Genomic DNA, 23,260 nt, shown 5'->3' with positions numbered 1-23,260 from the left:
ATGTTTGACCTAGATCAAACCTGTTTTCGGATCATCCCGATAGGAGCTCCACATGACCGAGACCACCACCGGATCCTCGCGCGTCAAGCGCGGCCTCGCCGAGATGCTCAAGGGTGGCGTCATCATGGACGTCGTCACCGCGGAGCAGGCGAAGATCGCCGAAGACGCCGGCGCCGTCGCCGTGATGGCGCTCGAGCGTGTCCCCGCCGACATCCGCGCGCAGGGAGGGGTCTCGCGGATGAGCGACCCCGACATGATCGACAGCATCATCGACGCGGTGTCGATTCCCGTGATGGCGAAGGCGCGTATCGGGCACTTCGTCGAGGCGCAGGTGCTGCAGGAGCTCGGCGTCGACTACATCGACGAGTCCGAGGTGCTCTCCCCAGCGGACTACGTGAACCACATCGACAAGTACGGTTTCACGGTGCCGTTCGTGTGCGGAGCCACCAACCTCGGCGAGGCTCTCCGGCGCATCAACGAAGGCGCAGCGATGATCCGGTCGAAGGGAGAGGCCGGCACCGGCGACGTGTCGGAGGCGATGAAGCACATCCGCAAGATCCGCGGTGAGATCGCGGCTCTCACCGCTCTCCCCAAGGACGAGCTCTTCGTCGCGGCCAAGGAGCTGCGGGCGCCGTACGAGCTCGTGGCAGAGATCGCGGAGACCGGGAAGCTCCCCGTCGTGCTGTTCGTGGCGGGCGGTGTCGCCACTCCCGCGGATGCGGCGATGATGATGCAGCTCGGCGCCGATGGCGTGTTCGTCGGTTCGGGCATCTTCAAGTCGGGGAACCCTGCCGAGCGCGCGAAGGCGATCGTCAAGGCGACCACGTTCTACGACGACGCAAAGGTCATCGCCGAGGTCTCACGCGGACTCGGCGAGGCGATGGTCGGCATCAACGTCTCCGACCTCCCCGCTCCGCACCGGCTCGCCGAGCGTGGCTGGTAGTCCTCGCGTCGGAGTGCTCGCGCTGCAGGGCGACGTGCGCGAACACGCCGCCCTGCTGTCCGGACTCGGCGCCGATGTCGCCCTGGTGCGCCGCCCCGAGGAGCTGTCGACGCTCGACGGGCTCGTGATCCCCGGCGGCGAGTCGAGCGTGATCGACAAGCTCTCCCGCGTCTTCGGGATGCAGCGCCCCATCCGCGACGCGATCGGCGCCGGCCTGCCCGTCTACGGGACATGTGCGGGGATGATCCTGCTCGCCGACGCCGTGCTGGACGGCATCGACGGACAGGAGTCCTTCGGCGGGATGGACATCGACGTGCGCCGCAATGCCTTCGGGCGTCAGAACGAGTCGTTCGAGACGGAGCTGGACGTCCCCGCCCTGGGCGCGCCGACCGTGCATGCGACGTTCATCCGTGCCCCGTCGTCGACCGTGTCGGTGCAGGCGTGCACGTCCTCGCCTCGCTGGCGGACGGAACCGTCGTCGCCGTCGAGCAGGGGGCCCTCCTCGGCACGAGCTTCCACCCCGAAGTCGACGGCGAGACCCGCTTCCATGAGCGCTTCCTCGACAGTGCCCGGGTGTTCCGGGCGGCACGGGAGGGGTAGGCCCTCGGTCTGCCGCGCCGTTCCCGGCGAGCCGCTCCGGTGGCATCACTCGACCGCGAGCGCGCGCGGCACCTCGGTGCGAAGCGCCGCGGCAGTGGGGAACACGGTGGCGGCGAGAAGCAGGAGCAGTCCGCCGCCGGAGATCAGGCCCATGGCGGGGAACGAGACGGCGGCGCCGGGCAGGTCGAGCGCATCGGCGATGAGGAACCCGCCGATGCCGGTGGCCGCGGCGCCCAGGATGACCGCTGTCACGGCGTAGGCCACGGCCTCCCAGACGGCGACGAGGAGGATGGTCGGCGGCGTGGAGCCGACCGCCTGGATCAGCGCGAACTCGCGTCCTCGGGCATGACTCGACATGAAGACCGTGGCGGCCGCGGCGACACCGGACAGGAGCAGCGGGCCGCCGAGCAGGATCACGACCCCTCGGGGGCGAGGGAGAACCCGGCATCGCTTCCGGTGCGCGCGGCCTGCGCTGCGGCCGTCGTCTGCGCGGTCGTGTAGAGACCCCGGCGAGGGCGATCGCCACCATGAGGGGACCGATCGCAGCGTTGGAGCGGCTGAGTCGATAGCGCGCCGAGTTCCTGGCCAGCAGCCATGTGGCAGACGCACGCGCGGGTATCGCCGCGGTCCATGCGCGCAGGACGAGCGGGAACAGGAGAGGTCCCGCGGCCGCGAAGACAGCAGCGATCAGCGGTGTCAGCAGCACAGCTTGCCCGGAGAACGTCGACATCGATGCGCCGCCGTCGAGATTCAACACGAGAGCGACCACTGCGCCCACCGTCGCGACGGTGAGAACGATCCGGAGCCAGCCCATGCGCATGCGCGGCGGCTCCGCATCACGCAGCGCTTCGATCGGCGGTGTGCGGGCTGCGCGCCGCGCGCTGCGGAGTCCGCCGAGGAGCACGACGACGCCGATGGCGACGGTGACGATGAGGATGCTCACGCCGCCGAGATGCACGCTGATCCCCTGCATGTCCGGCCACTCACGGAACACCCAGACGAACAGCGACGGGAAGACGGGGAGGGCGAGGAGGCATCCGACGAACGCGCCGACGAGTCCGACGATGCCGAGCTGGGCGAGGACGACGACGCCGACGAGAGCCGGTCTCACCCCCACGAGCTGCCACAGCACGTAGGTGCGGAGCTGGAGTGAGATCGTGAGGTTCGCTGCAGATCCGAGCACGACGAGAGCCGTGATGACGGTGAACATGATGACGGCGGACGCGGTGCTCGAGAGTCCCTCCTGCACGGCGCCCCCGTGGACGCTCCCGGTCTCCAGGAGGGCCGCCGTGATCGCCCCGACGAACCCGGTGGCGATGATGACGAAGAGGACACCGAGCCACACTCGTGACTGCCGGACCAGATCGCTCACGACGAGGCGGATCATGCGCCGGCCCCTGCCCTGCTCACGGATTCGAAGACCTGTTCCGGTGTCGGGTGTCGCAGCTCGTCATGGATGGTCCCGTCGCGGAGCACGAGAACGCGATCGGCGAGCGCGGCGGCCTCGAGGTCATGCGTCACCATCACGACCGAACGCCCGTGCCCGGACGAGGCGCGCAGGAGTCGGAGCACGTCTGCGCCCGTGGCGGTGTCGAGCGACCCGGTGGGCTCGTCGGCGAAGACGATGTCCGGACGGAGGGCGAGCACGCGCGCGATGGCGACCCGCTGCTGCTGTCCTCCGGAGAGCTGTCCTGGTCGATGGCCGCCTCTGTCCGCCAATCCGACATCGCTCAGGGCGCGGTCGACGTCCGCGCGCTGCACCTTGCGTCGGGCGAGCCGAGCGGGCAGGGCGACGTTCTCCCGTGCGCTCAGCGACGGGATCAGGTTGAAAGACTGGAACACGAAGCCGATGTGGCGACGGCGCAGGGCAGCCGATGCGCCGCGACGCAGCGCCGCGAGGTCCTGACCGGCGACGTGGATGGTACCGGAATCGTAGGACTCGAGACCGGACAGGCACGAGAGCAGGGTGGATTTGCCGGATCCGCTGGGTCCGACGATGCCGATCATCTCGCCGGGATGAACGTCCAGGGAGATGCCGCGCAGCACGGGCACCCGTGGCTGCCTCCTTCCGGCGCCGGGGAAGGTCTTGTGCAGGTTCGCGGCATGGATCAGTGGCTCGGTCACCTGCTCATTCCAGGGGATCCCCGCGATCCGCGCGAGGGAGTGGGGACGAGGATCCTGGTAGAGCTGGGTCTACTCTTCGTGGGAGATGAGCGCCGCAGAAGCGTCCGCTCCCTAGGGTGGAGGCATGGGGGACGAGACCGTATGGCATGCGATGATGCGTGCGCCGTGGCGTTTCCTGGTCGGACGCTGGCCGTGGCGCGTGCTCCTCTACCTCGTGGCCAGTGCCCTGATCGGGGTGCTGCTCCTGCCCGTCCTGATCGTGTCGGTGCTGCTGGTGCCGCTGTGGGGAATCGTCATCGGCGCGATCGAGCGTCGTCGCACCCGCTGGCTCGGCTTTCCCGCCCAGGCGTCGGGGCACGTGCCGCTGGCCCGGGAGCAGCGACACATCTGGCTGGCGGTGCGGATGAGTGAAGGCGCGACGTGGCGCGAGGCGGCGGCTGTGCTCGTCGACCTGCTCATCGGCTGGGTCGTGCTGGCTGTCTTGTTCTTCGAAGGTCTCGGGGCGGTGCTCCTGGTCTACATCGCCGTCTCCGGTGCCCGCGGCCCCACGCGCATCAACCTCTTCGGCGACGCATGGGTGCTCGTCGCTCCCGACACCTGGTGGCCGGTCGTCCCGATCGGGCTGATCGCCGTCTGCGCGATCGCCTACGTCAACGCCGTGCTCGCCGCCGGGCAGGCGTCGCTCCTGCGCGGGCTCTGCAGCCCGCGGCAGCACGAGCTCGTCCGCAACATGGAACGTCTGATCCAGTCGCGCGTGACGCTCGTCGAGGCGTTCGAGACCGAACGGCGGCGCATCGAGCGCGATCTGCACGACGGTGTGCAACAGGAACTCGTCACGCTCGCCGCGCGGCTCGGCCTGGTGAGCCTCGAGCTCGACGACCTCGAAGCGCGAGGTGCAGACACACTGCCCGCTCGCGAGGCCCTCGAGGCCGCGCAGAGCCAGGCGGAGCAGGCGATGGGGACGCTTCGGGACACGGTGCGCGGCATCCATCCCGTCGTCCTCATGGACCATGGGCTTCGTGCCGCACTCGACGAGCTCGCCGACCGTGCCCCGGTGGCGTTGCGTCTCGAGGTCGACGTCGGCAGGCTTCCCGTCGCGGTCGAGACCGCCGCCTACTATCTGGTGACCGAGGCGATCAGCAACGCCGCCAAGCACAGCGTCGCGACGAGGGTCACCGTGCAGGGGCGTGTGGAGCACGGTCTGCTGTCGATGGTCGTCACGGACGACGGGCACGGAGGTGCGGATGCGAACGGCGGCACCGGACTACGAGGCCTTCGCGAGCGCGCAGAGACACTCGGCGGGCGGTTCGCGGTGGTGAGTCCCGCCGGAGGACCGACGACCCTTCACATGATGCTGCCCCTGCTCACGGACGGAACGGTGCCGAATGCGATTGCTGCTCGCTGAGGACTCCGCGCTCTTGCGCGAAGCGCTGACCGCACTGCTCGAGCGGCTCGGCCATACCGTCACGGCGACCGCGCAGTCGGCGCCTGGACTGCTCGAGGCGCTCGGCCGCGCGGCGGACGCCGGAGACCTGCCCGACCTCGTGATCACCGACGTACGCATGCCGCCGGGGAACAGCGACGACGGGCTCCGTGCCGCACTCCGTATCCGCGCCCTTCACCCGCATCAGCCGATCATGGTGCTCTCGCAGTACATCGCCGACACCTACGCCCGCGAACTGCTCACACTCCCGGAAGGTGCGATCGGGTACCTGCTCAAGGACCGGGTGAACCGGGTGCGCGACTTCGCCACCGCGCTCGAGAGCGTCGCCGCAGGGGGACGGTCATCGACCCTGAGGTGGTGCGGCATCTTCTCGGCTCCTCGCGGCCGGGGCCGCTCGACACCCTCACGGTGCGAGAACGTGAAGTGCTCGCGCTCATGGCAGACGGTCAGTCGAACACCCAGATCGCGGCGACGCTCACCCTGACGGACGCCGCGGTGAGCAAGCACATCGGCAACGTCTTCACCAAGCTCGGCCTCGGACCGGTCGAGGAGAACCGCCGGGTGCGGGCGGTGCTGACCTACCTCGACTCCGCACGTTCCTGAGTCTGTGTCAGCAGGACGTCGAGCCAGCGCAGCGCGGGGAGCGCCTGTGCGCGCTGAAACGCCCGGAGCCCGGGGAGCTGAGGAATGTCCGGCTGCGCCTGCGCGTACCAGAGGAACGACGCGAATCCGGAGATGATCGCGATCATCTCCGGGGCGGGCGGGGCCCCGTGCTCTTCGAAGACGCGCCACGCGTCCTCGCACGAGGGACCCCGGCCGCCTCGATGCTGGGCAGCAGGCAGGGGAGGTCCACCCACGGGGCGCCCCTGAGCGCATGCGGCCAATCCAGGAGATGTGCTCGCCCGTCCTGCACGAGGATGTTGTCTGCGCGCACGTCGCCGTGGACGATCACCCGCCCGCTCACGGCGTCGCCGAGACCGCGCTCGATCCGCAGCAGCTCGGCGATCCGCTCCTTCAGCCCGTCGGGAAGGCCGTGCGCCAGGTGTTCGTCGTCGGCGATGTCGCGCCAGCGCGTGAAGCCGGGGATCATGCTGTCGGTGGCATCGGGCATCCCGACGGGCGCGGGGGTCGAGGCGAGAACCCGAAGGCGCTCCGCGATGGCATGAAGGTCATCGACCACCCAGGGGTCCCCGGGTGACGGCCGTCGATGGCGGCGAGCAGGAGTGCAGCGCCGACCGGTTCATCGACGTCGCCCAGCACGGTGGGAGCGATCTCCGAGGGCAGCACGGCGAGTACTCGCATCTCCGCACGGAGATAGGCGAGGGAGTCCTGGTGGCCGTCGTGCGCACAGGCCTTGACGAATGCCGTGCCCCTGGTCGTGGTGACCACCCCTGCGTAACCCGCGCTGAATCCGTTCTGGGCGGGAGCATCTCTGACGAAGCGCCCTCCGATGGCGTCCACGATGCGGGCGCGGAGGAGGAGGGGGAGTGCGGACCACTCAGGTCGGAGTCGGTCGGCGCCTGCGTTCATGGTGTCGTTCCCTTCGCTCGCAGCGTCGCGGCCCCGGGGCACGGGTTCCTCGACGCTAGCAGCACTCCGCGAGCGGGCCGACCGGCGAGATCACGCTCTGCGCGGTGCGGACGCCACGAGGCCCCGGATGGCGTGCACCGTGCGGTCGACGTCTTCGGCGGTCGTCGCCCATGACGACATCGAGCATCGCAATGCCGCACGACCGCGCCACTCGGCACCCGTCACGGCGGCGGTCCCCTCGTCCAGGATCGCCGCGCCGAGGGCACGGGTGCCTTCGTCGGAGTCGAGGGAGAACATGACCTGGGTGTACCCGACCTCGTTGCGGACCTCGACTCCGTCGATCGTCTCGAGACCGGCGGCCATCCGGAGCGCGTTCGCATGGAGGCGATCCATCAGCGCCGCGACGCCGGACCTGCCGAGGCTGCGGAGAGCCGCCCACGCAGGCACACCCCGAGCCCGCCGTGACAGCTCGGGGGTGACGTCCCACGGGTCGAGACCCGAGTAGATCAGGTAGTCGCCGCCGGTGCGGAACGCGGCGATCGAGTCTGCGGGGTCGCGCACGATCGCCATGCCGCAGTCGTACGGGACGTTCAGCGTCTTGTGCGCGTCGGTGGCCCAGGAGTCGGCGGCGGCGATCCCTTCGGTCAGATGATGGCTCAAGGAGGGTGCTGCCGCCGCCCAGAGCCCGAATGCCCCGTCGATGTGCACCCAGGCGCCATGGGCGTGCGCGATCGCGGTGAGAACGTCGAACTCGTCGAACGCCCCTGTGTGCACCTCGCCCGCCTGCAGGCACACGATGAGCGGACCCTCTCCGTCGGCGAGTGCGGGCTCGAGTGCGTCGGCGCGCATCCGCCCCTGGTCGTCGGACGGGACCACGATCAGCTCAGAGCGTCCGATGCCGAGGAATCGCGCCGCGCGGTCGATCGATCCATGACGGTCGGAGCCCACGACGAAGCGCATTCGGGGTGCGTCGCGCATCCCGCTCTCCGCGAGGTCCCATCCGGCGCGGGAGAGCACGGCCTGCCGGGCGGCGGCGAGGCAGGTGAAGTTCGCGAGCTGGCCGCCCGTGACGAATCCGACGCTGGCCGTCGGAGGGAGGCCGAAGAGGTCGAGCATCCACTGCCCTGCGATGCGCTCCATGGCGACCGTCGCGGGGGCCAGCATGGATGATCCGGAGTTCTGGTCCCACGCGGAGACGAGCCAGTCGGCGGCGAGTGCGGCAGGGTATGTCCCGCCGATGACGAAACCGAAGAACCGCCCGCCGGGGATGGCGACCAGTCCGGGATCGGCGTTCTCCGCGATCTCCTCGATCACCTCGGCAGGGTCGATCCCCGTTTCGGCGAGCGGCCCGCCGAATGCGGCGAGCATGTCATCGAGAGAGGCTCGAGGCCAGACCGGGCGCTCGTCGACGGAGTCGAGGAATCGCAGGGCCGCATGATGGGCCGTCTCGAGTGCGTGCGCTCTGTCGTCAGGAGAGTTGCCGGTCATGTCTCAGGACTACACCTGCACGCGTCGGGACACCAGGGGATGAGCGCCCTCATACGGCGCCATTCGGGCGGCTGCGGCGATTCGATAGAATGGACGACGCCCTGGGCACGCTCCGGGGCGGATACGACGAGCGGAGACTTATGTCCGGGCATTCCAAGTGGGCGACCACGAAGCACAAGAAAGCCATCATCGACTCCAGGCGCGCGAAGTCCTGGGCCAAGCTCATCAAGAACATCGAGGTCGCGGCCAAGCTCGGCGGGCCTGATCTCGCGGGCAACCCGACTCTGTTCGATGCGGTGCAGAAGGCGAAGAAGACCTCGGTCCCCAAGGACAACATCGACCGCGCGGTCAAGCGCGGTGCGGGCATCGGCGGTGAGGCCGTCGAGTACCTCTCGATCATGTACGAGGGCTACGGACCCAACGGGGTCGCCCTCATGATCGAGTGTCTGACCGACAACAAGAACCGTGCGGCCGCCGAGGTGCGTACCGCTCTCAGCCGCAACGGCGGCACTCTTGCCGACCCCGGCAGCGTCGCCTACAACTTCAGTCGTAAGGGCGTCATCGTCGTCGGCTCCGAGGGCACGACCGAAGACGACGTCATGATGGCGGCGCTCGAGGCCGGCGCCGAGGAGATCGAGCCGCACGCCGAGGGCTTCGAGATCGTCACAGAGGCGACCGACCTGGTCGCCGTCCGCACGGCGCTGCAGGAAGCAGGCATCGACTACGAGTCGGCGGACGTCGAGTTCGTCCCCAACCTCAAGGTCGAGATCGACGCCGACACCGCACGTAAGATCTTCCGGCTCATCGACGCGCTCGAAGACAGCGAGGACGTGCAGAACGTGTTCACCAACTTCGACCTCACCGCAGAGGTGCAGGCGGAGTTGGAGAACGACGACGCGTAGGCGCGCCGGACGGCCCCTGTCGGCGCTGCGGCCTAGCCTGAGGGGATGACCTCCTCTCTGCGCGTGCTCGGCATCGACCCGGGCCTCACGCGGTGCGGGGTCGGCGTGGTCGATGTCGATCGCTCGCGTCGCGGCACCCTGGTGCACGTCGGAGTGATCCGCTCGTCGCCGGATGCCGAGCCCGGCGATCGTCTCGCCATCGTGGCGGCTGGCATACGCGCCGTGATCGCCGAACACCGCCCCGATGCCGTCGCGGTGGAACGGGTGTTCGCCCAGCAGAACACCCATACGGTGATGGGCACCGCGCAGGCGAGTGGTGTCGCGCTGCTGGTCGCCGCCGAGTCGGGGCTCCCCGCGGCCACCCATACGCCGAGCGAGGTGAAGGCGGCGGTGACCGGCTACGGCGCGGCCGACAAGCGACAGGTGCAGACGATGATCGCGCGGATCCTGCGGCTCGACGCCCTGCCGCAGCCGGCAGACGCCGCCGATGCTCTCGCCATCGCTCTGTGTCACGCGTGGCGTCGCGGAGGGCCGGCAGCGGCGGGGCAGGGGGCTGACTCCCGCGCAGCGCGCGTGGGCGGATGCCGAGAAGCGTGTCGCTCGAACATATCTACGAGCGACGCCGTAGGCTGGCACGATGATCTCCTCACTGCACGGTGTCGTCCTGCATGCGACAGCCGATCAGGTCGTCATCGATGTGGGTGGAGTCGGATTCTCCGTCGCGGTCCCTGCCGATGTCGCGCACACGGCGGCCGTGGGGGAGAAGATGCTCCTTCACACGAGCCTCATCGTCCGCGAAGACGCTCTCTCGCTGTTCGGCTTCGCCGATCGGGGTGAACTGGAGATCTTCGGTCTGCTGATCAGCGTCACCGGAGTGGGGCCCAAGTCTGCTCTCGGCGTGCTCTCACACCTCACCGCGGAGCAGATCGCCGAAGCCGTGACGGCGGAGGACGACGCTCCGTTCCGACGAGTGTCCGGCATCGGGCCGAAGACCGCCAAGCTCATCGTCGTGCAGCTCGCGGGAAAGGTGCAGGCCCTCGCCGCCGCTCCGAAACCCGCCGCTTCGGGCGGGACGGACGTCGTGACCCAGGTGGCGGCGGCCCTGATCGGTCTGGGCTGGTCGGAGAAGGTGGCCACCGAGGCCGCCGTCCAGACCGCTGCCGATGCGACGGAGTCCGAGCGTGCCTCGGTGGCATCGCTCCTCCGACGCACTCTCGCCCTGCTCGGACCGGCACAGGGGGTCAGGCACGTGTCTGATCCGCTCGACGCCACCGAGCCCTCCGACGAGACCGAGCTCGCGATCGAGGGCGCGCTGCGGCCGACGAGCCTCGGTGACTTCGTCGGTCAGCAGAAGGTGCGCGGCCAACTGCAGCTGCTGTTGGATGCTGCGCGCATCCAGAGCCGGCCCGCCGACCACATCCTGCTCGCCGGTCCTCCGGGGCTCGGGAAGACGACTCTCGCGATGATCGTGGCCCACGAGAGCGAGCGGCCGCTGCGGCTGTCGAGCGGGCCCGCGATCCAGCATGCGGGCGACCTCGCCGCGCTGTTGTCGAGCCTTGTGCCCGGTGAGGTCCTCTTCATCGACGAGATCCATCGCATGGCCCGCTCCGCCGAGGAGATGCTCTATCTGGCGATGGAGGATTACCGGATCGACATCATGGTCGGCAAGGGTGCGGGCGCCACGAGCATCCCGCTCGAACTCTCGCCCTTCACCCTGGTGGGTGCGACGACGCGCTCCGGCCTGCTGCCGAACCCCCTTCGCGACCGGTTCGGCTTCACCGGACACCTCGAGTTCTACGAGGAGTCGGAACTCGAGCAGGTCATCGCCCGTTCCGCCGCCGTGCTCGGTGTCGATCTGCCGACCGACTCGCTCTCCGAGATCGCGCGACGCTCACGGGGACACCCCGGATCGCCAACCGTCTGCTCCGCCGGGTGCGTGACTACGCGCTGGTGCACGGCGGGGGAGCAGCGGACATCCACGACGTCCGTGCGGCACTCGAGCTGTACGACGTCGACGCCATCGGTCTCGATCGGCTGGACCGTGCGGTCCTGGATGCGCTCGTCCGTCGATTCCGGGGCGGCCCCGTGGGCTTGAGCACGCTCGCTGTCGCCGTCGGCGAAGAGGCGGAGACCGTGGAAAGCGTGGTGGAACCGTATCTCGTGCGCATCGGCTTCCTCGGGCGCACTCCGCGTGGGCGTGTGGCGATGCCCGAGGCGTACGCCCATCTCGGTATTCCGCATCCGGACGGGATGCTTAAGTTGGATGACCTATAATCGCTGAAGACTTCCCGGTTATCTTCGCGCGCCCAAAGGCTGGAGCGTGCACCTGAGAAAGGCGCTACCTCATGCCCATGGAATTCCTGCTCTTCGGACTTCTCGCCGTCCTCCTCGTCTTCATGATCTTCAACACGCGCAAGCGCACGAAGCAGATGAAGGCTGAGCAGGAGGAGAAGGCGACCAAGACGGTGCCCGGCGCCAAGGTGCTCCTCCAGGGCGGCATCTACGGGACGATCGTCTCCTACGACCCCGAGGACCTCGACACGCCTGCCCTGGTCGAGATCGCTCCGGGCACGATCATCGACGTGCACAGCCAGGCCATCCTGCGCGTCGTCGAGCCCAAGGACGCGGTCGTCGAGGCGCCGGTCGACGCCACCGACGAGCCCGCGCTCGACGAGTCGGTCGCTCCGGCCGTCGAGACCCCGGAGGAGACGCGCGCCCGGCTCGAGCGCGACGCCGACGACAAGTGACCTCGCGGCCGACGCGGCCTCTTCGGATCTCCGTCCTTCCAGAAAGCTGAACACACGTGGCTTCATCCTCTCCCGTCCGTCACGCCTGGCGGGTCCTTCTCGGCCTGCTCCTCGTGACGGGCGTGCTCTTCGGCATCAACTCCCTCGGCGTATTCGTCTTCACCGACAGCGAGGGCGCGCCGGCGAGCTCCTGGACCCCCGAGCTCGCGCTCGACCTCCAGGGTGGCACGCAGATCGTCCTGAGCGCCGAGACGGAGGACGGAACGGCTCCTACGCAGGAGCAGCTCGACCAGGCCGCGGCGATCATCCGCCAGCGCGTGGATGCGTCGGGTGTGGCGGAAGCCGACATCACGACCGAGGGCGGACAGAACATCGTCGTCCAGATCCCCGGCGAGGCGGACGCGCAGACGCGTGAGCGCATCCAGGCCAGCGCACAGCTCGAACTGCGGCCGGTTCTCTACACGGACGCCGCCGGCACCGAGTTCGTGGGCGAGGACGGGAACTCCACTCCGTTCCCGACTCCGGATCCGACTCTCAACGCCACGCCGACGGCCGAGCCGACCGACGCGAGCGACCTGTCCTGGGTGACGGAGAAGCTCGCGGCGGAGTTTCAGGCCTACGACTGTGCGAACCCCGACAACGACCCGTCGCGCGAGCCGAAGGATCAGCCGGTCGTCGCCTGTTCGCCGGACGACGCGCAGAAGTTCCTGCTCGGGCCCACGGAGCTCGACGGCACCGCGATCACCGATGCCTCCGCCGGTCGTGACCAGAAGTCCGGCGCCTGGATCGTGCAGCTGACCATGAACGGCGAGGGCGGAGACGCCTTCGGCAAGGTCAGCACACGCCTGAACCAGAACCGCATCGACGGCCTGTCGCCCCGCGACCAGTTCGCGTTCGTTCTCGACGGCGACGTGATCAGCGCACCGCGTATGAACGGCGTGATCCTGGACGGCCGCCCCAGCATCTCGGGGAGCTTCACGCAGGAGACGGCGACCACCCTTGCCGACCAGTTGAAGTTCGGTGCTCTGCCGCTCAGCTTCACCGTGCAGAGCTCCGACACCATCTCCGCCACGCTCGGGACCCAGCAGCTCCAGATCGGCTTGATCGCCGGACTCATCGGTCTCGCGCTGGTCGCGATCTACTCCCTCATCGTGTACCGCGCGCTGGGCTCGGTGATCATCGCGTCGATCGCCGTGATGGCCGTGCTGACGTACATCATCATCTGCATCCTGGCGTGGCGTATCGGCTTCCGCCTCTCGCTCGCCGGTGTCGCGGGTCTGATCGTTTCGATCGGGTTCACCGCGGACTCGTTCATCGTCTACTTCGAACGAATACGAGACGAACTCCGCGACGGCAAGTCGATCACCGCGGCCGTGGAAGACGGCTGGGGCCGCGCGAAGCGGACCATCTACATCTCGAAGTCCATCAACATCCTCGCGGCGCTGGTGCTGTACATCCTCGCCGACGCCACGGTGAAGGGCTTCGCGTTCACGCTCGGTCTCACGACGCTCATCGACGTCTTCATCTTCGTGATCTTCACGCACCCGGTGATGCAGCTGCTCGCGCGCACCCGGTTCTTCGGCGGGGGGCACAAGCTCTCCGGACTCGATCCCGAAGCGCTCGGCGCCGTCTACCGCAGCCGCTCTCAGTTCCGTGAGGTGGCCACGGCCTCCGCAGGGCGCGGAGCGCGGAACGCACGATCCCGCGGTGAGGCCGACCGCAGGCAGACCATCGCGGAACGCAAGCGCGCCGAAGCGCTCGCGGGCGACAAACCGAACAATGCCGGAAGCGAGGGAGACGCCTGATGCCTTCCATGAATGAATTCGGCAACAACCTGTACTCGGGGAAGACCTCCTTCCCGTTCGTGGGCAGGCGCCGTCTGTGGTTCATCATCGCGATCGTCCTGGTCGTCGGGTCCGCTCTCGTGCCCCTGTTCCGCCCCGTGCAGTTCTCCATCGAGTTCACCGGCGGGTCGCAGTTCACCGTGCAGGCGCCGGACAGCGTCGACCAGGACACGGCGACCGAAGCCGTGCAGTCCGTCGTCCCCGGCGCCGCCACCAAGGTCGTCGTCGTCAACGACACGGACATCCGCGTCCAGACGGATCAGATGAGTGCGGCCGAGACGCAGCAGGTCGCAGACGCACTCGCCGATGCCTATGGCGTCGAGCCGGGTGACGTCACATCGTCCTTCATCGGACCGGCCTGGGGCGAGAACGTCACCAAGCAGTCGCTGTGGGGCCTCGCGATCTTCCTGGCCCTCACGTTCCTCATCCTCGCGATCTACTTCCGCACGTGGAAGATGTCGGCCGCCGCGATCATCGGACTCCTCGACGTCCTGGTGATCACCGTCGGCGTCTACGCGCTGGCCGGCTTCGAGATCTCGCCCGCGGCGGTGATCGGCTTCCTGACCATCCTCGCGTACTCGCTGTACGACACCACCGTGGTGTTCGACAAGATCCGAGAGAACACGACGGAGGACGGGGAGAAATCCGCGCGCCTCTTCGGCGAATCCGTGAACCTCGCGGTCAACCAGACGCTCGTGCGTTCCATCAACACGTCGGTCGTCGCGGCTCTTCCGGTCGGTGCGGTGCTCTTCATCGGCGCCTTCTGGCTCGGGGCGGAGTCGCTCACCGATATCTCGCTCTCGATCTTCGTCGGCATCCTGGTGGCTACCTACTCCACGCTGTTCGTCGCGGCTCCGCTGTACTCGCTGTTCCGCGAGAACGAGCCACAGCTGAAGGAGCGGGACGCGCGCATCCGCGAGGCTCGCAGTCGCGCGTCCGTCGACGCCTGAACGACGCCCAGGGCGGGGCCGAGCCCTGCTCCACACGCGTAGGATGAACTGATCGGGAGGTGAGTTGATGGCGGAACCGCAGACGTCATCGCAGGGTTCGAGTCTGCGACGACTGGTTCCCCGCATCTTCTCCCGCGCGTCGAGGATCAACGACCTCGACAACCTGATCCGCACGGTCCGCGTCAACCACCCCAAGGGCGACTTCTCCGTGATCGAGCGCGCGTACGCGGTCGCGAAAGAGAAGCACGAGGGCCAGAAGCGCCAGAGCGGCGAGCCGTACATCACGCACCCGCTCGCGGTCGCTCAGATCCTCGCGGAGCTCGGTCTCGGTCCACGGGCGATCGCCGCGGCGCTGTTGCACGACACGGTCGAAGACACGGGGTACGCCCTCACCGATCTCACGGCGGAGTTCGGCGACGAGGTCGCGATGCTCGTCGACGGCGTGACCAAGCTCGACAAGGTCAAGTACGGCGAGAGCGCTCAGGCCGAGACCGTGCGCAAGATGATCGTCGCGATGTCGAAAGACATCCGGGTGCTGCTCATCAAGCTCGCCGACAGGCTGCACAACGCGAGGACATGGGGCTTCGTCCCGCCTGAGAAGGCGTCGAAGAAGGCCAAGGAGACCCTCGAGATCTACGCCCCACTGGCGAATCGCCTCGGAATCCAGGCGATCAAGTCGGAGCTCGAGGACCTCTCCTTCGCGGTGCTCCATCCGAAGATCTACAACGAGATCCACAGCCTCATCGCGCAGCGCACTCCCCAGCGCGAGAAGTACCTGAACCAGGTGGTCGAGGAGATCGACGAAGACCTGCGCGATCTCCGCATCCGCGGCAAGGTGGTCGGCCGCCCGAAGCAGCTCTACTCGGTCTACCAGAAGATGGTCATCCGCGGCCGCGAGTTCGACGACATCTACGACCTGATCGGCATCCGGGTGCTCGTCGCCTCCGTGCGCGACTGCTACGCCGTGCTGGGTGCCATCCATGCACGGTGGACGCCGCTGCCTGGTCGTTTCAAGGACTACATCGCCACGCCGAAGTTCAACCTCTACCAGTCGCTGCACACCACGGTGATCGGCCCCGCCGGGCGCACGGTCGAGATCCAGATCCGCACGCACGAGATGCACCACCAGGCCGAGTACGGCGTCGCAGCGCACTGGATGTACAAGGAGCGCATGAACGGCGGGGGCAAGACGGAGGTGCGTGCCTCCGACACCGACATGGCGTGGCTCGCGCACATCTCCGACTGGCAGGCGGAGACCGCCGACCCCGGTGAGTTCCTCGACTCCCTCCGTTTCGAGATCGGCGCGAAAGAGGTCTACGTCTTCACTCCGAAGGGTCGGGTGATCGGCCTCCCCTCCGGCGCCACGCCGGTGGACTTCGCCTACGCCGTGCACACCGAGATCGGCCACCGCACGATGGGGGCCAAGGTGAACGGCCGCCTCGTGCCGCTCGAGTCGGAACTCAAGAGCGGTGACGTGGTCGAGGTGTTCACCTCGAAGAACCCGGACGCCGGTCCCAGCCAGGACTGGCTCGGTTTCGTCGCCAGCACGCGCGCCCGCAACAAGATCCGCGGATGGTTCACGAAGGAACGGCGGGAGGAGGCGATCGAGCAGGGCAAGGAGGCGATCGCCCGCGCGATGCGTCGCCAGAACCTGCCGCTGCAGCGCCTGATGAGCCAGGACTCGTTCGCCGAGGTGGCCAGGGGCCTGCACTACGAAGACGTCTCGGCGCTCTACGCCGCCGTCGGCGAAGGACATGTCTCGACCCAGTCGGTGTTGGAGAAGGTCACCGCACTCGTGGCGGCGAACGATCCCACGACGGGGGCGATCGACCTTCCCGGCAGCGTGCAGACCCGCGAGCCCCGTTCCGGGGATTCGGGTGTGCTGGTGCGCGGTGCCAACGACATCCTCGTCAAGCTCGCGAAGTGCTGCACTCCTGTTCCCGGTGATCAGATCGTCGGGTTCGTGACGCGCGGCAGCGGTGTCTCCGTCCATCGGGCGGACTGCGTCAACGTGAAGGCCCTCAGCTCGGAGCAGGACCGCTTTGTCGACGTCTCGTGGGCGCCGACCACGAAGAGCGTGTTCCGTGTGCAGATCCAGGTCGAAGCGCTGGACCGCTCCGGCCTGCTCTCGGATGTCACGCGTGTACTCAGCGAACACCACGTCAACATCCTCTCGGCGACGGTCTCGACGACCGATGAGCGATTGGCGTTGAGCCGGTTCGTGTTCGAGATGGGCGATGCCGTGCATCTGGACCGTGTGCTCAACGCGGTGCGGAGAATCGACGCCGTGTACGACGTCTACCGCGTCACCTCCTCCTGACCGAGACCCGCCGCAACGCCGACAGCCCGGCTCGACTTCCCGGCACGCGCCTCAACTCGTGGAGCGCGTCCGCTGCGGCATCCGCGACATCGGGGAAGACGATCGCAAGGCGGTGCATCCACACCAGGACCCGAGGATCTCGATGCAGCGTCGTGGCGAGGTCGAGCATCGTCCGTACGGGTCGGGACACCGCGATGCCGCCGACCGTGGCGATGTCTGCCGCGGGGAGCACCGTGTCGTGGAAGACGAGTCGAGAGCTGGTGCCGAGGCGTATCCTGCGGTCGATGCTGCGCTTGACGTGATGCACCGCTGGTGGGGCATCACCTGCACCGTGGACCCATGCCGCCGTCTGGTGCGACGCCGCGGTGCCGGGACGGATCAGTGCGGCGATGCTGCTCGCTCGGACGTCCGGTGCCTCCACCAGGTCGGCGGGGACGTATGCGTCGCCCATCTCGACCACGTGGCCGTCGATGCGCGCGGCGCTGAGTTCGCTCTGGCTCAATCGCTCGCCGGGCAGATAGAGGAACGCGGGGTGCACCACGCCAGTCTGGCGCAGCGCACCCCGCGTGCTCGATGGTCGCGGAGACCTGTGGAGAAGTGATCAGCCGCCGAGGGCACTCAGCCAGGCGCGACGGGCTTCGAGCGCGTCAGCGGCGGCCTTCGCGGCCTTCTTGTCTCCGGCCTTCTCGGCCGCGGCGACCTCGGCCTCGAGCTTCTCGATCGCCTCGAGAAGCTGCGAGCTCATGTCGTTCGCGCGTGCCTTGGTCTCGGGGTTGTTCCGCTTCCAGTCGACGTCTTCGCGGCCCTTCAGCGCCTGTTCGATCGCCCGGAGCTTGTCGTCGAGGGCCCGCTCCTTCTCCCGAGGGAAGATGCGGCCGATCTCGTCCCACTGACGCTGGATCCGCGTCAGAAGCGCGCGAGCACGCTTGATGTCGGATTCGTCGGCGACAGCCTTCGCCTCCTCGAGAAGCGCCTGGCGTGCCTCGATCTTCGGAGCGGAGTCGGCCTCCTCGGCAGCGGCCTGTTCTGCCCGTGCCGCGTAGAGGGCATCGCCCGCGGCCTTGAACCGTGCCCAGAGGGCGTCGTCCGCCTTCCGACCAGCGCGTCCGGCAGCCTTCCACTCGTCGAGAAGGGTGCGGTAGGCGGGGATGCCGTCCGTTCCGCGAGGAGCCAGAGCTTCGGCGCGCTCGACGAGTCGTGTCTTCGCATCCCGGGCACTCTTGTGCGCGTCGTCGAGCTCGGAGTAGAACGCGCGCCGCTGCTTGTCCACGACAGCCCGCGCGTCGCGGAACCGTTTCCAGAGCTGCTGCGAGATCCCCTTGGAGAGCCGGGGGCCGCCCTGCTGCTGGGCCTGCCAGGCGTCGAACAGCTCGCCGAGCTCGGCCGTGACCTGCTTCCACTGCACCTTGCTGAGGTCGCGCGCCGCGATGGCTTCGGCCTGTTCGACGAGAGCGGTGCGGTCGGCGATCGCCTTGTCGACGAGTTCCTTCGCCTGCTGCGCCTCCTGCTCCGTCGCTTCGGAGAGCGAGGCGGTGAGTGCGTTCAGACGCTCGCGGAGGCCCGCCAGGTCTCCGACGGCGGCGGCGTCGGTCGCCTCGTCGATGAGGTGCCCTGCCTGCTTCGCAAGATCGCTCGCAGAGGCGCCGCCGGACTGCTGACGCTGTTCCAGGGCGCGCACCTTGAAGGCGATGTCGTCGAACTTGCGCACGAAGTAAGCGAGCGCTTCTTCGGGGTGCCATCCGGGTACTGGCCGACGACACGCCAGGTCTCGCCTTCGCGGACCTCCACGGTGCCGTCGTCGGAGACGCGGCCCCATTCGGCGGATGTCGATGACGCGGCCGGGACCGGAGCGACGGACGCGACGGCAGCCGGACTCGGCGCCTTTCGCGGCATCGGCACGGCCGGCGGTGCGGGGACGGGGGGAGTCGGCTTCGAGGGCTCGTTGGCAGACACGTGATTCTCCTTGCGCGGTCAGGCCGCGGGAGGCGGAAAGGACGAGGCTCAGCCTAGTACGCCCGACCGGAAGCCGTCGGATCGTCTCGTCCGATGACCGAGCACCCTCGTCCAGGAGCGTCGCAGATCGTTCACCCGCAGGAAACACATTCCGTGACATTCGGGAAACACGACGCGCATAGCGTCAGGGGCGACGGCATGACCGCCGGTGAAAGGAGCTGCCCTGATGTCGACCCGACCGTCACCCCTCGAGATCGTCGTCGTCGGAGCGGGGATGGCCGCGCAACGGTTCGTCGCGCGGCTCGTGGCGTCAGAGTCGGCGCCGGTGCGTGTCACGGTGATCGGGGATGAGAATCGCCCGCCGTACGACCGCACCCGGTTGCGTGAGCTGTTCCTCGGCGCCGCGGCAGGCGACCTCCGGTTGCCGTGTCCGGCATTCGAGGACGACCGGGTCTCCGTGATCCTGGACGACCGTGTGCTGCGCATCGACCGTCGTGCGAAGACGGTGCGTACGCGATCCCGTCGCGTGTACAGGTACGACATGCTGGTTCTGGCGACGGGGGCGTACTCCGCCAGGGTCGCGGTCGAGGGGCGGCGCTGCCTGGGTGCTTCGCCTACCGGACGATCGACGACGCGAAAGATCTGCGACGGTTCGTGCGGACCCGCAGCGACGAACTGGGACGCTCTCTCCGCGGCGTGGTCGTCGGCGGTGGTCCTCTCGGGCTCGAGGCGGCGGGGGCGTTGCAGACGATGGGGATCGCCGCGACCGTCGTCCAGTATGCGGAGCGACTGATGGATGCGCAGCTCGACGTCACAGCGGGAAGCATCGTCAAGCGGCATCTCCAGGCGCGGGGCATCGCCGTCCGCACGGCCACCAGGGTGACCAGGATCGACCCGGACGAGTCCGGAGCCGTCACGGCGATCGAGTTCCAGGACGGATCGTTCCAGAGGGTGGACGTCGTGGTGTTCACGGTCGGGATGCGGGCGCGTGACGAGCTCGCCCGCAATGCCGACATCGAGGTCCACCCGCGCGGGGGCGTCGTGATCGACGAAGGATGCCGTACCTCGGACGCCGCCGTGCTCGCGATCGGCGACGTCGCCTGTTTTTTCGAGGGTCGTCGCGCGGGTCGTACCGGTGCGGCCTACGACATGGCGGAGGTCGCAGCCGAACGACTGCTCGGCGGTACGCGGTCGTTCATCGGATCGGACGAATCGGCGGCGGCGACCGTGGCAGGGGTCGAGGTCGCGAGCTTCGGTGATGCGTTGACACGGACACCGGATGCCGTGGACGTGCTCTACGCCGATCCCGTCGCGGGCGTCTACCGGAAGCTGGTGCTCGCCGAAGATGCGCACACCCTGCTGGGCGGGATCCTGGTGGGAGACGCGTCGGCGTACGGCGCACTTCGCACACTCGTCGGCGCCCGTCTGGAAGAGGACCCCGCGTCCTACGTGCTTCCCGTGCGGGGCTAGAGCCGCCAGGACGCTCGGCTATCCGGCCGGAGTCTCCGTGCTGTCGGGGAGCGGTGTCTCGGTCGGCGTCGCGGAAGGGTCGACTGAGGGAGTGGGCTCCGGTTCCACGGTCGGCGTCGGGGTCGGCTCGGGTGCGGTCACCTGAGCGTGCACGACCTGGCTGCCGATCGCAGCGACCACGATGAGGCCGCCGGCGATCGCGGCGATCGTGTTGTCGCGGACGCGACGTCGGATCTGCCCCTCATGCCATTGCGTGCGGGCGGTGTGCAGTCGCGCGCGCTCCGCCGAGGTGCGCGCCTGTGCGTTCTTCGAACCGCGTGCGGCCATGCCCTGGATCTCCCATCCCGACGCCGGTGCGCGACGTCGGGAGAGAGCCTACCGGGACGTCGGTGCGTTGCCCGAAGTGTCGGCAGCCGCCGGTAGCCTGGAGGGATGACGTCCCCTGCCGCGCTGCTCTCCGGGCAGACGCCTCTCGCCGTGCGCATGCGTCCGGTCTCGCTCGACGAGGTCGCGGGGCAGCGCCACCTTCTGCGCGCAGGTTCTCCCATCGTCGCCCTCGCCGATCCGGAGGCGAATTCGCCCGGTGCGGTGTCGATCATCCTCTGGGGTCCGCCCGGCACGGGGAAGACCACCCTCGCTCAGGCGATCGCCCGCTCGTCGGGGCGCCGGTTCGTCGAGCTCTCGGCGATCACCGCGGGGGTCAAGGACGTGCGAGAGGTGATGCAGGAGGCGATCACGCAGCGTGATCTGTACGGGCAGACGACGATCCTCTTCCTCGACGAGATCCACCGCTTCACGAAGGCGCAGCAAGACGCTCTGCTTCCCGGCGTCGAGAACGGCTGGGTCATCCTCATCGCCGCGACCACGGAGAACCCCTCGTTCTCGGTGATCTCGCCGTTGCTGTCGCGCTCACTGCTGCTGACGCTCCAGCCGCTCACCGACGACGACATCGGTGTGCTCGTCGACCGCGCCGTCTCGGATGCGCGCGGACTCAACGGCGCCGTCGTGCTGAGCGACGAAGCGCGGGCGTCGCTGGTCCGCCTCGCCTCCGGTGACGCGAGGCGCGCGCTCACCGGGCTCGAGGCCGGAGCGGCGGTCGCGCTCTCTCATGCGACCTCGGCCGAACGCGACGCCGGAGAAGACGAGGGCGATGCGACGGCCGAGGGCGGGGAGTCGTACCGGAGGTCTCGGCCGACGACGTCGCGCAGGCGGTCGACAAAGCGCTGCTGCGCTACGACCGGCAGGGCGATGAGCACTACGACGTGATCAGCGCGTTCATCAAGTCGATCAGGGGCTCCGACCCCGATGCGGCGCTGCACTACCTCGCGCGCATGATCGAGGCAGGAGAAGACCCGCGCTTCATCGCGAGGCGTCTCGTGATCTCCGCCTCCGAAGACGTGGGGCTCGCCGACCCCCAGGCCCTCGGCATCGCGGTCGCCGCCGCCGACGCGGTCGCGTTCATCGGCATGCCCGAGGGGCGCATCCCGCTCGCCGAGGCTACGGTCTACCTCGCGACCACGGCGAAGTCCAACGCCGCGTACGTCGGCATCGATGCCGCGATCGCGGACATCCGCGCCGGCGGCTTCGGGCGCGTCCCGTTGCACCTGCGCGATGCGCACTACCCCGGCGCGAAGCGGCTGGGACACGGTCGCGGTTATCGGTACTCGCACGACAGCGAGTACGGCATCGTCCCGCAGCAGTACCTGCCGGACGAGCTCGACGGCAAGCACTACTACGAACCCAAGAACCTCGGCGCCGAGCGCGACATCGGCTCACGGCTCGAACGCATCCGCCGGATCCTCGGCGACCGCTGAGGGCGCGATCGGCGCGGGAATCACGATCTGTTAGACTTGAGCGGCTCGAAACCGAGTTTTCGGGCATCTCCTCGTTCACACCACACCTTGCTGGCGCCCCGGCGTGCGCTCCAAGGCAGAACGCGGACGATACGTCCGTGAGTCGTGAAAGACGCGACCACGTCATCGGAAGGATAACTTCGTGACCACGAAGTCCCAGGACCGCCGCAAGGTGCGTCTCAGCCGCGCCCTCGGCGTCGCTCTCACCCCGAAGGCCGCCCGCTACCTCGAGAAGCGTCCCTACGCTCCGGGCGAGCACGGCCGCACCAAGCGCAAGGCAGACAGCGACTACGCCGTCCGTCTGCGTGAGAAGCAGCGTCTGCGCGAGCAGTACGGCATCCGCGAGAAGCAGATGCGCAACACGTTCAACGAGGCCCGTCGTCACGACGGTCTGACCGGTGAGAACCTGGTCGAGCTGCTCGAGATGCGTCTCGACGCGCTCGTGCTGCGTTCGGGCTTCGCCCGCACCACCGCGCAGGCTCGCCAGCTCGTCGTGCACCGTCACATCCTCGTCGACGGCCAGCTCGTCGACCGCCCGTCGTTCCGCGTGAAGCCGGGTCAGCTCATCCACGTCAAGGCCAAGAGCGAGGGCACCGAGCCCTTCCAGGTGGCAGCAGCCGGCGGTCACGCCGAGGTCCTGCCCCCGGTTCCCGGCTACCTCGAGGTCGAGCTCGACAAGCTCCAGTCGCGTCTGGTTCGTCGTCCGAAGCGCGCTGAGGTCCCCGTGACCTGCGAAGTGCAGCTCGTCGTCGAGTACTACGCGGCTCGCTGATCCAGCGACAGAGAACACAGGCAGGAGGCGTCGGGGATTCCCGACGCCTCCTGTCGTTTCCGCATACGATGGAGGCACCGCGCCCTCGCGGGTAAAGGCAAGGATGGCGACATGAAGAACGTGCTGTGGTTCCTGATCGGCGTGATCGGCGGCTTCGTCGCGGCTCACTTCATGAACAAGGACCCTCGCGGCCACGACATCCTCGCCGAGGTCGATGCCAGGATCAACGGGTTCACCGCGATCCTCGGCGATGCCTACCGCGAGCAGGAGGCACGGCTCACGGAGCCGGGCGACAACTGAACCACCGCAGCGCTCCGGCG

The 23,260-nt window shown here is 68.5% G+C and carries 19 protein-coding genes and 7 pseudogenes; 18 read left to right on the top strand and 8 right to left on the bottom strand.

Annotated elements, in window-relative coordinates:
* The first annotated feature begins 52 nt into the window (after positions 1-52).
* Positions 53-943, top strand: a complete 891-nt coding sequence (gene pdxS / locus G4G29_RS10380) for a pyridoxal 5'-phosphate synthase lyase subunit PdxS (protein WP_183150075.1) — start codon at positions 53-55, stop codon at positions 941-943.
* A pseudogene (gene pdxT / locus G4G29_RS10375) lies at positions 933-1,543 on the top strand (pyridoxal 5'-phosphate synthase glutaminase subunit PdxT). Before pdxS ends, pdxT begins: the two are co-directional and overlap by 11 nt.
* Before the next feature lie 45 nt (positions 1,544-1,588).
* On the opposite strand, the gene G4G29_RS10370 reads toward pdxT, so the two are convergent.
* The gene (locus G4G29_RS10370) at positions 1,589-1,960 is read right to left on the bottom strand and encodes an FtsX-like permease family protein (RefSeq protein WP_183150074.1); all 372 of its coding nucleotides are present in this window, start codon (positions 1,958-1,960) and stop codon (positions 1,589-1,591) included.
* Between the two features lie 535 nt (positions 1,961-2,495).
* On the opposite strand from G4G29_RS10370, the gene G4G29_RS10365 reads away from it, so the two are divergent.
* Positions 2,496-2,696, top strand: a complete 201-nt coding sequence (locus tag G4G29_RS10365; RefSeq protein ID WP_183150073.1) for a hypothetical protein — start codon at positions 2,496-2,498, stop codon at positions 2,694-2,696.
* 230 nt (positions 2,697-2,926) lie between these two features.
* Here the strand turns inward: G4G29_RS10365 and G4G29_RS10360 are convergent, their stop codons facing one another.
* On the bottom strand, positions 2,927-3,667 hold the full coding sequence (locus G4G29_RS10360) for an ABC transporter ATP-binding protein (RefSeq protein WP_183150072.1): 741 nt from the start codon (positions 3,665-3,667) through the stop codon (positions 2,927-2,929).
* A gap of 124 nt (positions 3,668-3,791) precedes the next feature.
* Here G4G29_RS10360 and G4G29_RS10355 point away from each other — a divergent pair, with 124 nt between their 5' ends.
* Together G4G29_RS10355 and G4G29_RS10350 are read left to right on the top strand one after the other, a co-directional pair.
* A complete protein-coding gene (locus tag G4G29_RS10355) occupies positions 3,792-5,072 on the top strand; it encodes a histidine kinase (RefSeq protein WP_183150071.1) in 1,281 nt (426 codons plus the stop codon).
* Positions 5,053-5,714 (top strand): annotated as a pseudogene (locus G4G29_RS10350) (response regulator transcription factor). Before G4G29_RS10355 ends, G4G29_RS10350 begins: the two are co-directional and overlap by 20 nt.
* A gap of 142 nt (positions 5,715-5,856) precedes the next feature.
* Here G4G29_RS10350 and G4G29_RS21895 read toward each other — a convergent pair.
* The 3 genes from G4G29_RS21895 to G4G29_RS10340 form a co-directional block, all read right to left on the bottom strand.
* Positions 5,857-6,222: a phosphotransferase gene (locus G4G29_RS21895; RefSeq protein WP_244631872.1), complete on the bottom strand. Its 366-nt coding sequence runs from the start codon at positions 6,220-6,222 to the stop codon at positions 5,857-5,859.
* Positions 6,198-6,641 carry a hypothetical protein gene (locus G4G29_RS21890; protein ID WP_244631870.1) on the bottom strand — a complete coding sequence of 148 codons (444 nt, stop codon included), beginning with the start codon at positions 6,639-6,641 and terminating at the stop codon, positions 6,198-6,200. The genes G4G29_RS21895 and G4G29_RS21890 overlap by 25 nt, the downstream gene beginning before the upstream one ends.
* A gap of 90 nt (positions 6,642-6,731) precedes the next feature.
* The gene (locus tag G4G29_RS10340; RefSeq protein ID WP_183150070.1) at positions 6,732-8,129 is read right to left on the bottom strand and encodes an aminotransferase class V-fold PLP-dependent enzyme; all 1,398 of its coding nucleotides are present in this window, start codon (positions 8,127-8,129) and stop codon (positions 6,732-6,734) included.
* A gap of 140 nt (positions 8,130-8,269) precedes the next feature.
* On the opposite strand from G4G29_RS10340, the gene G4G29_RS10335 reads away from it, so the two are divergent.
* From G4G29_RS10335 to G4G29_RS10300, 8 genes and pseudogenes are all read left to right on the top strand, one after another.
* Positions 8,270-9,031 carry a YebC/PmpR family DNA-binding transcriptional regulator gene (locus G4G29_RS10335; protein WP_183150069.1) on the top strand — a complete coding sequence of 254 codons (762 nt, stop codon included), beginning with the start codon at positions 8,270-8,272 and terminating at the stop codon, positions 9,029-9,031.
* Positions 9,032-9,088: 57 nt separating this feature from the next.
* Positions 9,089-9,659: pseudogene (gene ruvC / locus G4G29_RS10330) on the top strand (crossover junction endodeoxyribonuclease RuvC).
* Positions 9,660-9,668: 9 nt separating this feature from the next.
* Positions 9,669-10,235, top strand: a pseudogene (ruvA, locus tag G4G29_RS10325) (Holliday junction branch migration protein RuvA); the annotation flags it as partial.
* Between the two features lie 45 nt (positions 10,236-10,280).
* Positions 10,281-11,305: pseudogene (gene ruvB / locus G4G29_RS10320) on the top strand (Holliday junction branch migration DNA helicase RuvB).
* 77 nt (positions 11,306-11,382) lie between these two features.
* A complete protein-coding gene (locus G4G29_RS10315) occupies positions 11,383-11,778 on the top strand; it encodes a preprotein translocase subunit YajC (RefSeq protein WP_183152804.1) in 396 nt (131 codons plus the stop codon).
* Positions 11,779-11,834: 56 nt separating this feature from the next.
* A complete protein-coding gene (gene secD / locus G4G29_RS10310; RefSeq protein WP_183150068.1) occupies positions 11,835-13,583 on the top strand; it encodes a protein translocase subunit SecD in 1,749 nt (582 codons plus the stop codon).
* The gene (secF, locus tag G4G29_RS10305) at positions 13,583-14,572 is read left to right on the top strand and encodes a protein translocase subunit SecF (RefSeq protein ID WP_183150067.1); all 990 of its coding nucleotides are present in this window, start codon (positions 13,583-13,585) and stop codon (positions 14,570-14,572) included. The genes secD and secF overlap by 1 nt, the downstream gene beginning before the upstream one ends.
* 67 nt (positions 14,573-14,639) lie before the next feature.
* Complete coding sequence (locus G4G29_RS10300) at positions 14,640-16,892, top strand: bifunctional (p)ppGpp synthetase/guanosine-3',5'-bis(diphosphate) 3'-pyrophosphohydrolase (RefSeq protein ID WP_183150066.1); 2,253 nt, start codon at positions 14,640-14,642, stop codon at positions 16,890-16,892.
* Here the strand turns inward: G4G29_RS10300 and G4G29_RS10295 are convergent.
* Positions 16,879-17,430, bottom strand: coding sequence for a type IV toxin-antitoxin system AbiEi family antitoxin (locus tag G4G29_RS10295; protein WP_183150065.1), 552 nt, complete (start codon positions 17,428-17,430; stop codon positions 16,879-16,881). The genes G4G29_RS10300 and G4G29_RS10295 overlap by 14 nt on opposite strands.
* A gap of 63 nt (positions 17,431-17,493) precedes the next feature.
* Positions 17,494-18,600 (bottom strand): DUF349 domain-containing protein, encoded by a 1,107-nt coding sequence (locus tag G4G29_RS10290; protein WP_244631868.1) that lies wholly within the window; start codon positions 18,598-18,600, stop codon positions 17,494-17,496.
* Between the two features lie 471 nt (positions 18,601-19,071).
* Here G4G29_RS10290 and G4G29_RS23415 point away from each other — a divergent pair.
* Both G4G29_RS23415 and G4G29_RS21885 read left to right on the top strand, forming a co-directional pair.
* Positions 19,072-19,428 (top strand): annotated as a pseudogene (locus G4G29_RS23415) (FAD-dependent oxidoreductase); the annotation flags it as partial.
* A gap of 71 nt (positions 19,429-19,499) precedes the next feature.
* Positions 19,500-20,315: an FAD-dependent oxidoreductase gene (locus G4G29_RS21885; protein ID WP_274601153.1), complete on the top strand. Its 816-nt coding sequence runs from the start codon at positions 19,500-19,502 to the stop codon at positions 20,313-20,315.
* 18 nt (positions 20,316-20,333) lie between these two features.
* On the opposite strand, the gene G4G29_RS10275 is transcribed toward G4G29_RS21885, so the two are convergent.
* Positions 20,334-20,642: a hypothetical protein gene (locus G4G29_RS10275; RefSeq protein ID WP_183150063.1), complete on the bottom strand. Its 309-nt coding sequence runs from the start codon at positions 20,640-20,642 to the stop codon at positions 20,334-20,336.
* Between the two features lie 105 nt (positions 20,643-20,747).
* Between G4G29_RS10275 and G4G29_RS10270 the strand changes: the two are divergent.
* The 3 genes and pseudogenes from G4G29_RS10270 to G4G29_RS10260 all read left to right on the top strand — a co-directional run bounded on the left by G4G29_RS10270 (position 20,748) and on the right by G4G29_RS10260 (position 23,240).
* Positions 20,748-22,129 (top strand): annotated as a pseudogene (locus G4G29_RS10270) (replication-associated recombination protein A).
* Between the two features lie 181 nt (positions 22,130-22,310).
* Positions 22,311-22,940 carry a 30S ribosomal protein S4 gene (gene rpsD, locus G4G29_RS10265; protein ID WP_183150062.1) on the top strand — a complete coding sequence of 210 codons (630 nt, stop codon included), beginning with the start codon at positions 22,311-22,313 and terminating at the stop codon, positions 22,938-22,940.
* A gap of 111 nt (positions 22,941-23,051) precedes the next feature.
* The gene (locus G4G29_RS10260) at positions 23,052-23,240 is read left to right on the top strand and encodes a hypothetical protein (protein WP_017202147.1); all 189 of its coding nucleotides are present in this window, start codon (positions 23,052-23,054) and stop codon (positions 23,238-23,240) included.
* Positions 23,241-23,260: the final 20 nt, after the last annotated feature.

It is taken from the genome of Microbacterium sp. Se63.02b (assembly GCF_014171575.1).
Taxonomy (GTDB): Bacteria; Actinomycetota; Actinomycetes; order Actinomycetales; family Microbacteriaceae; genus Microbacterium.
The sequence above is the reverse complement of the archived record's forward strand: the minus strand, read 5'-3'. Positions and strand labels throughout refer to the sequence as shown.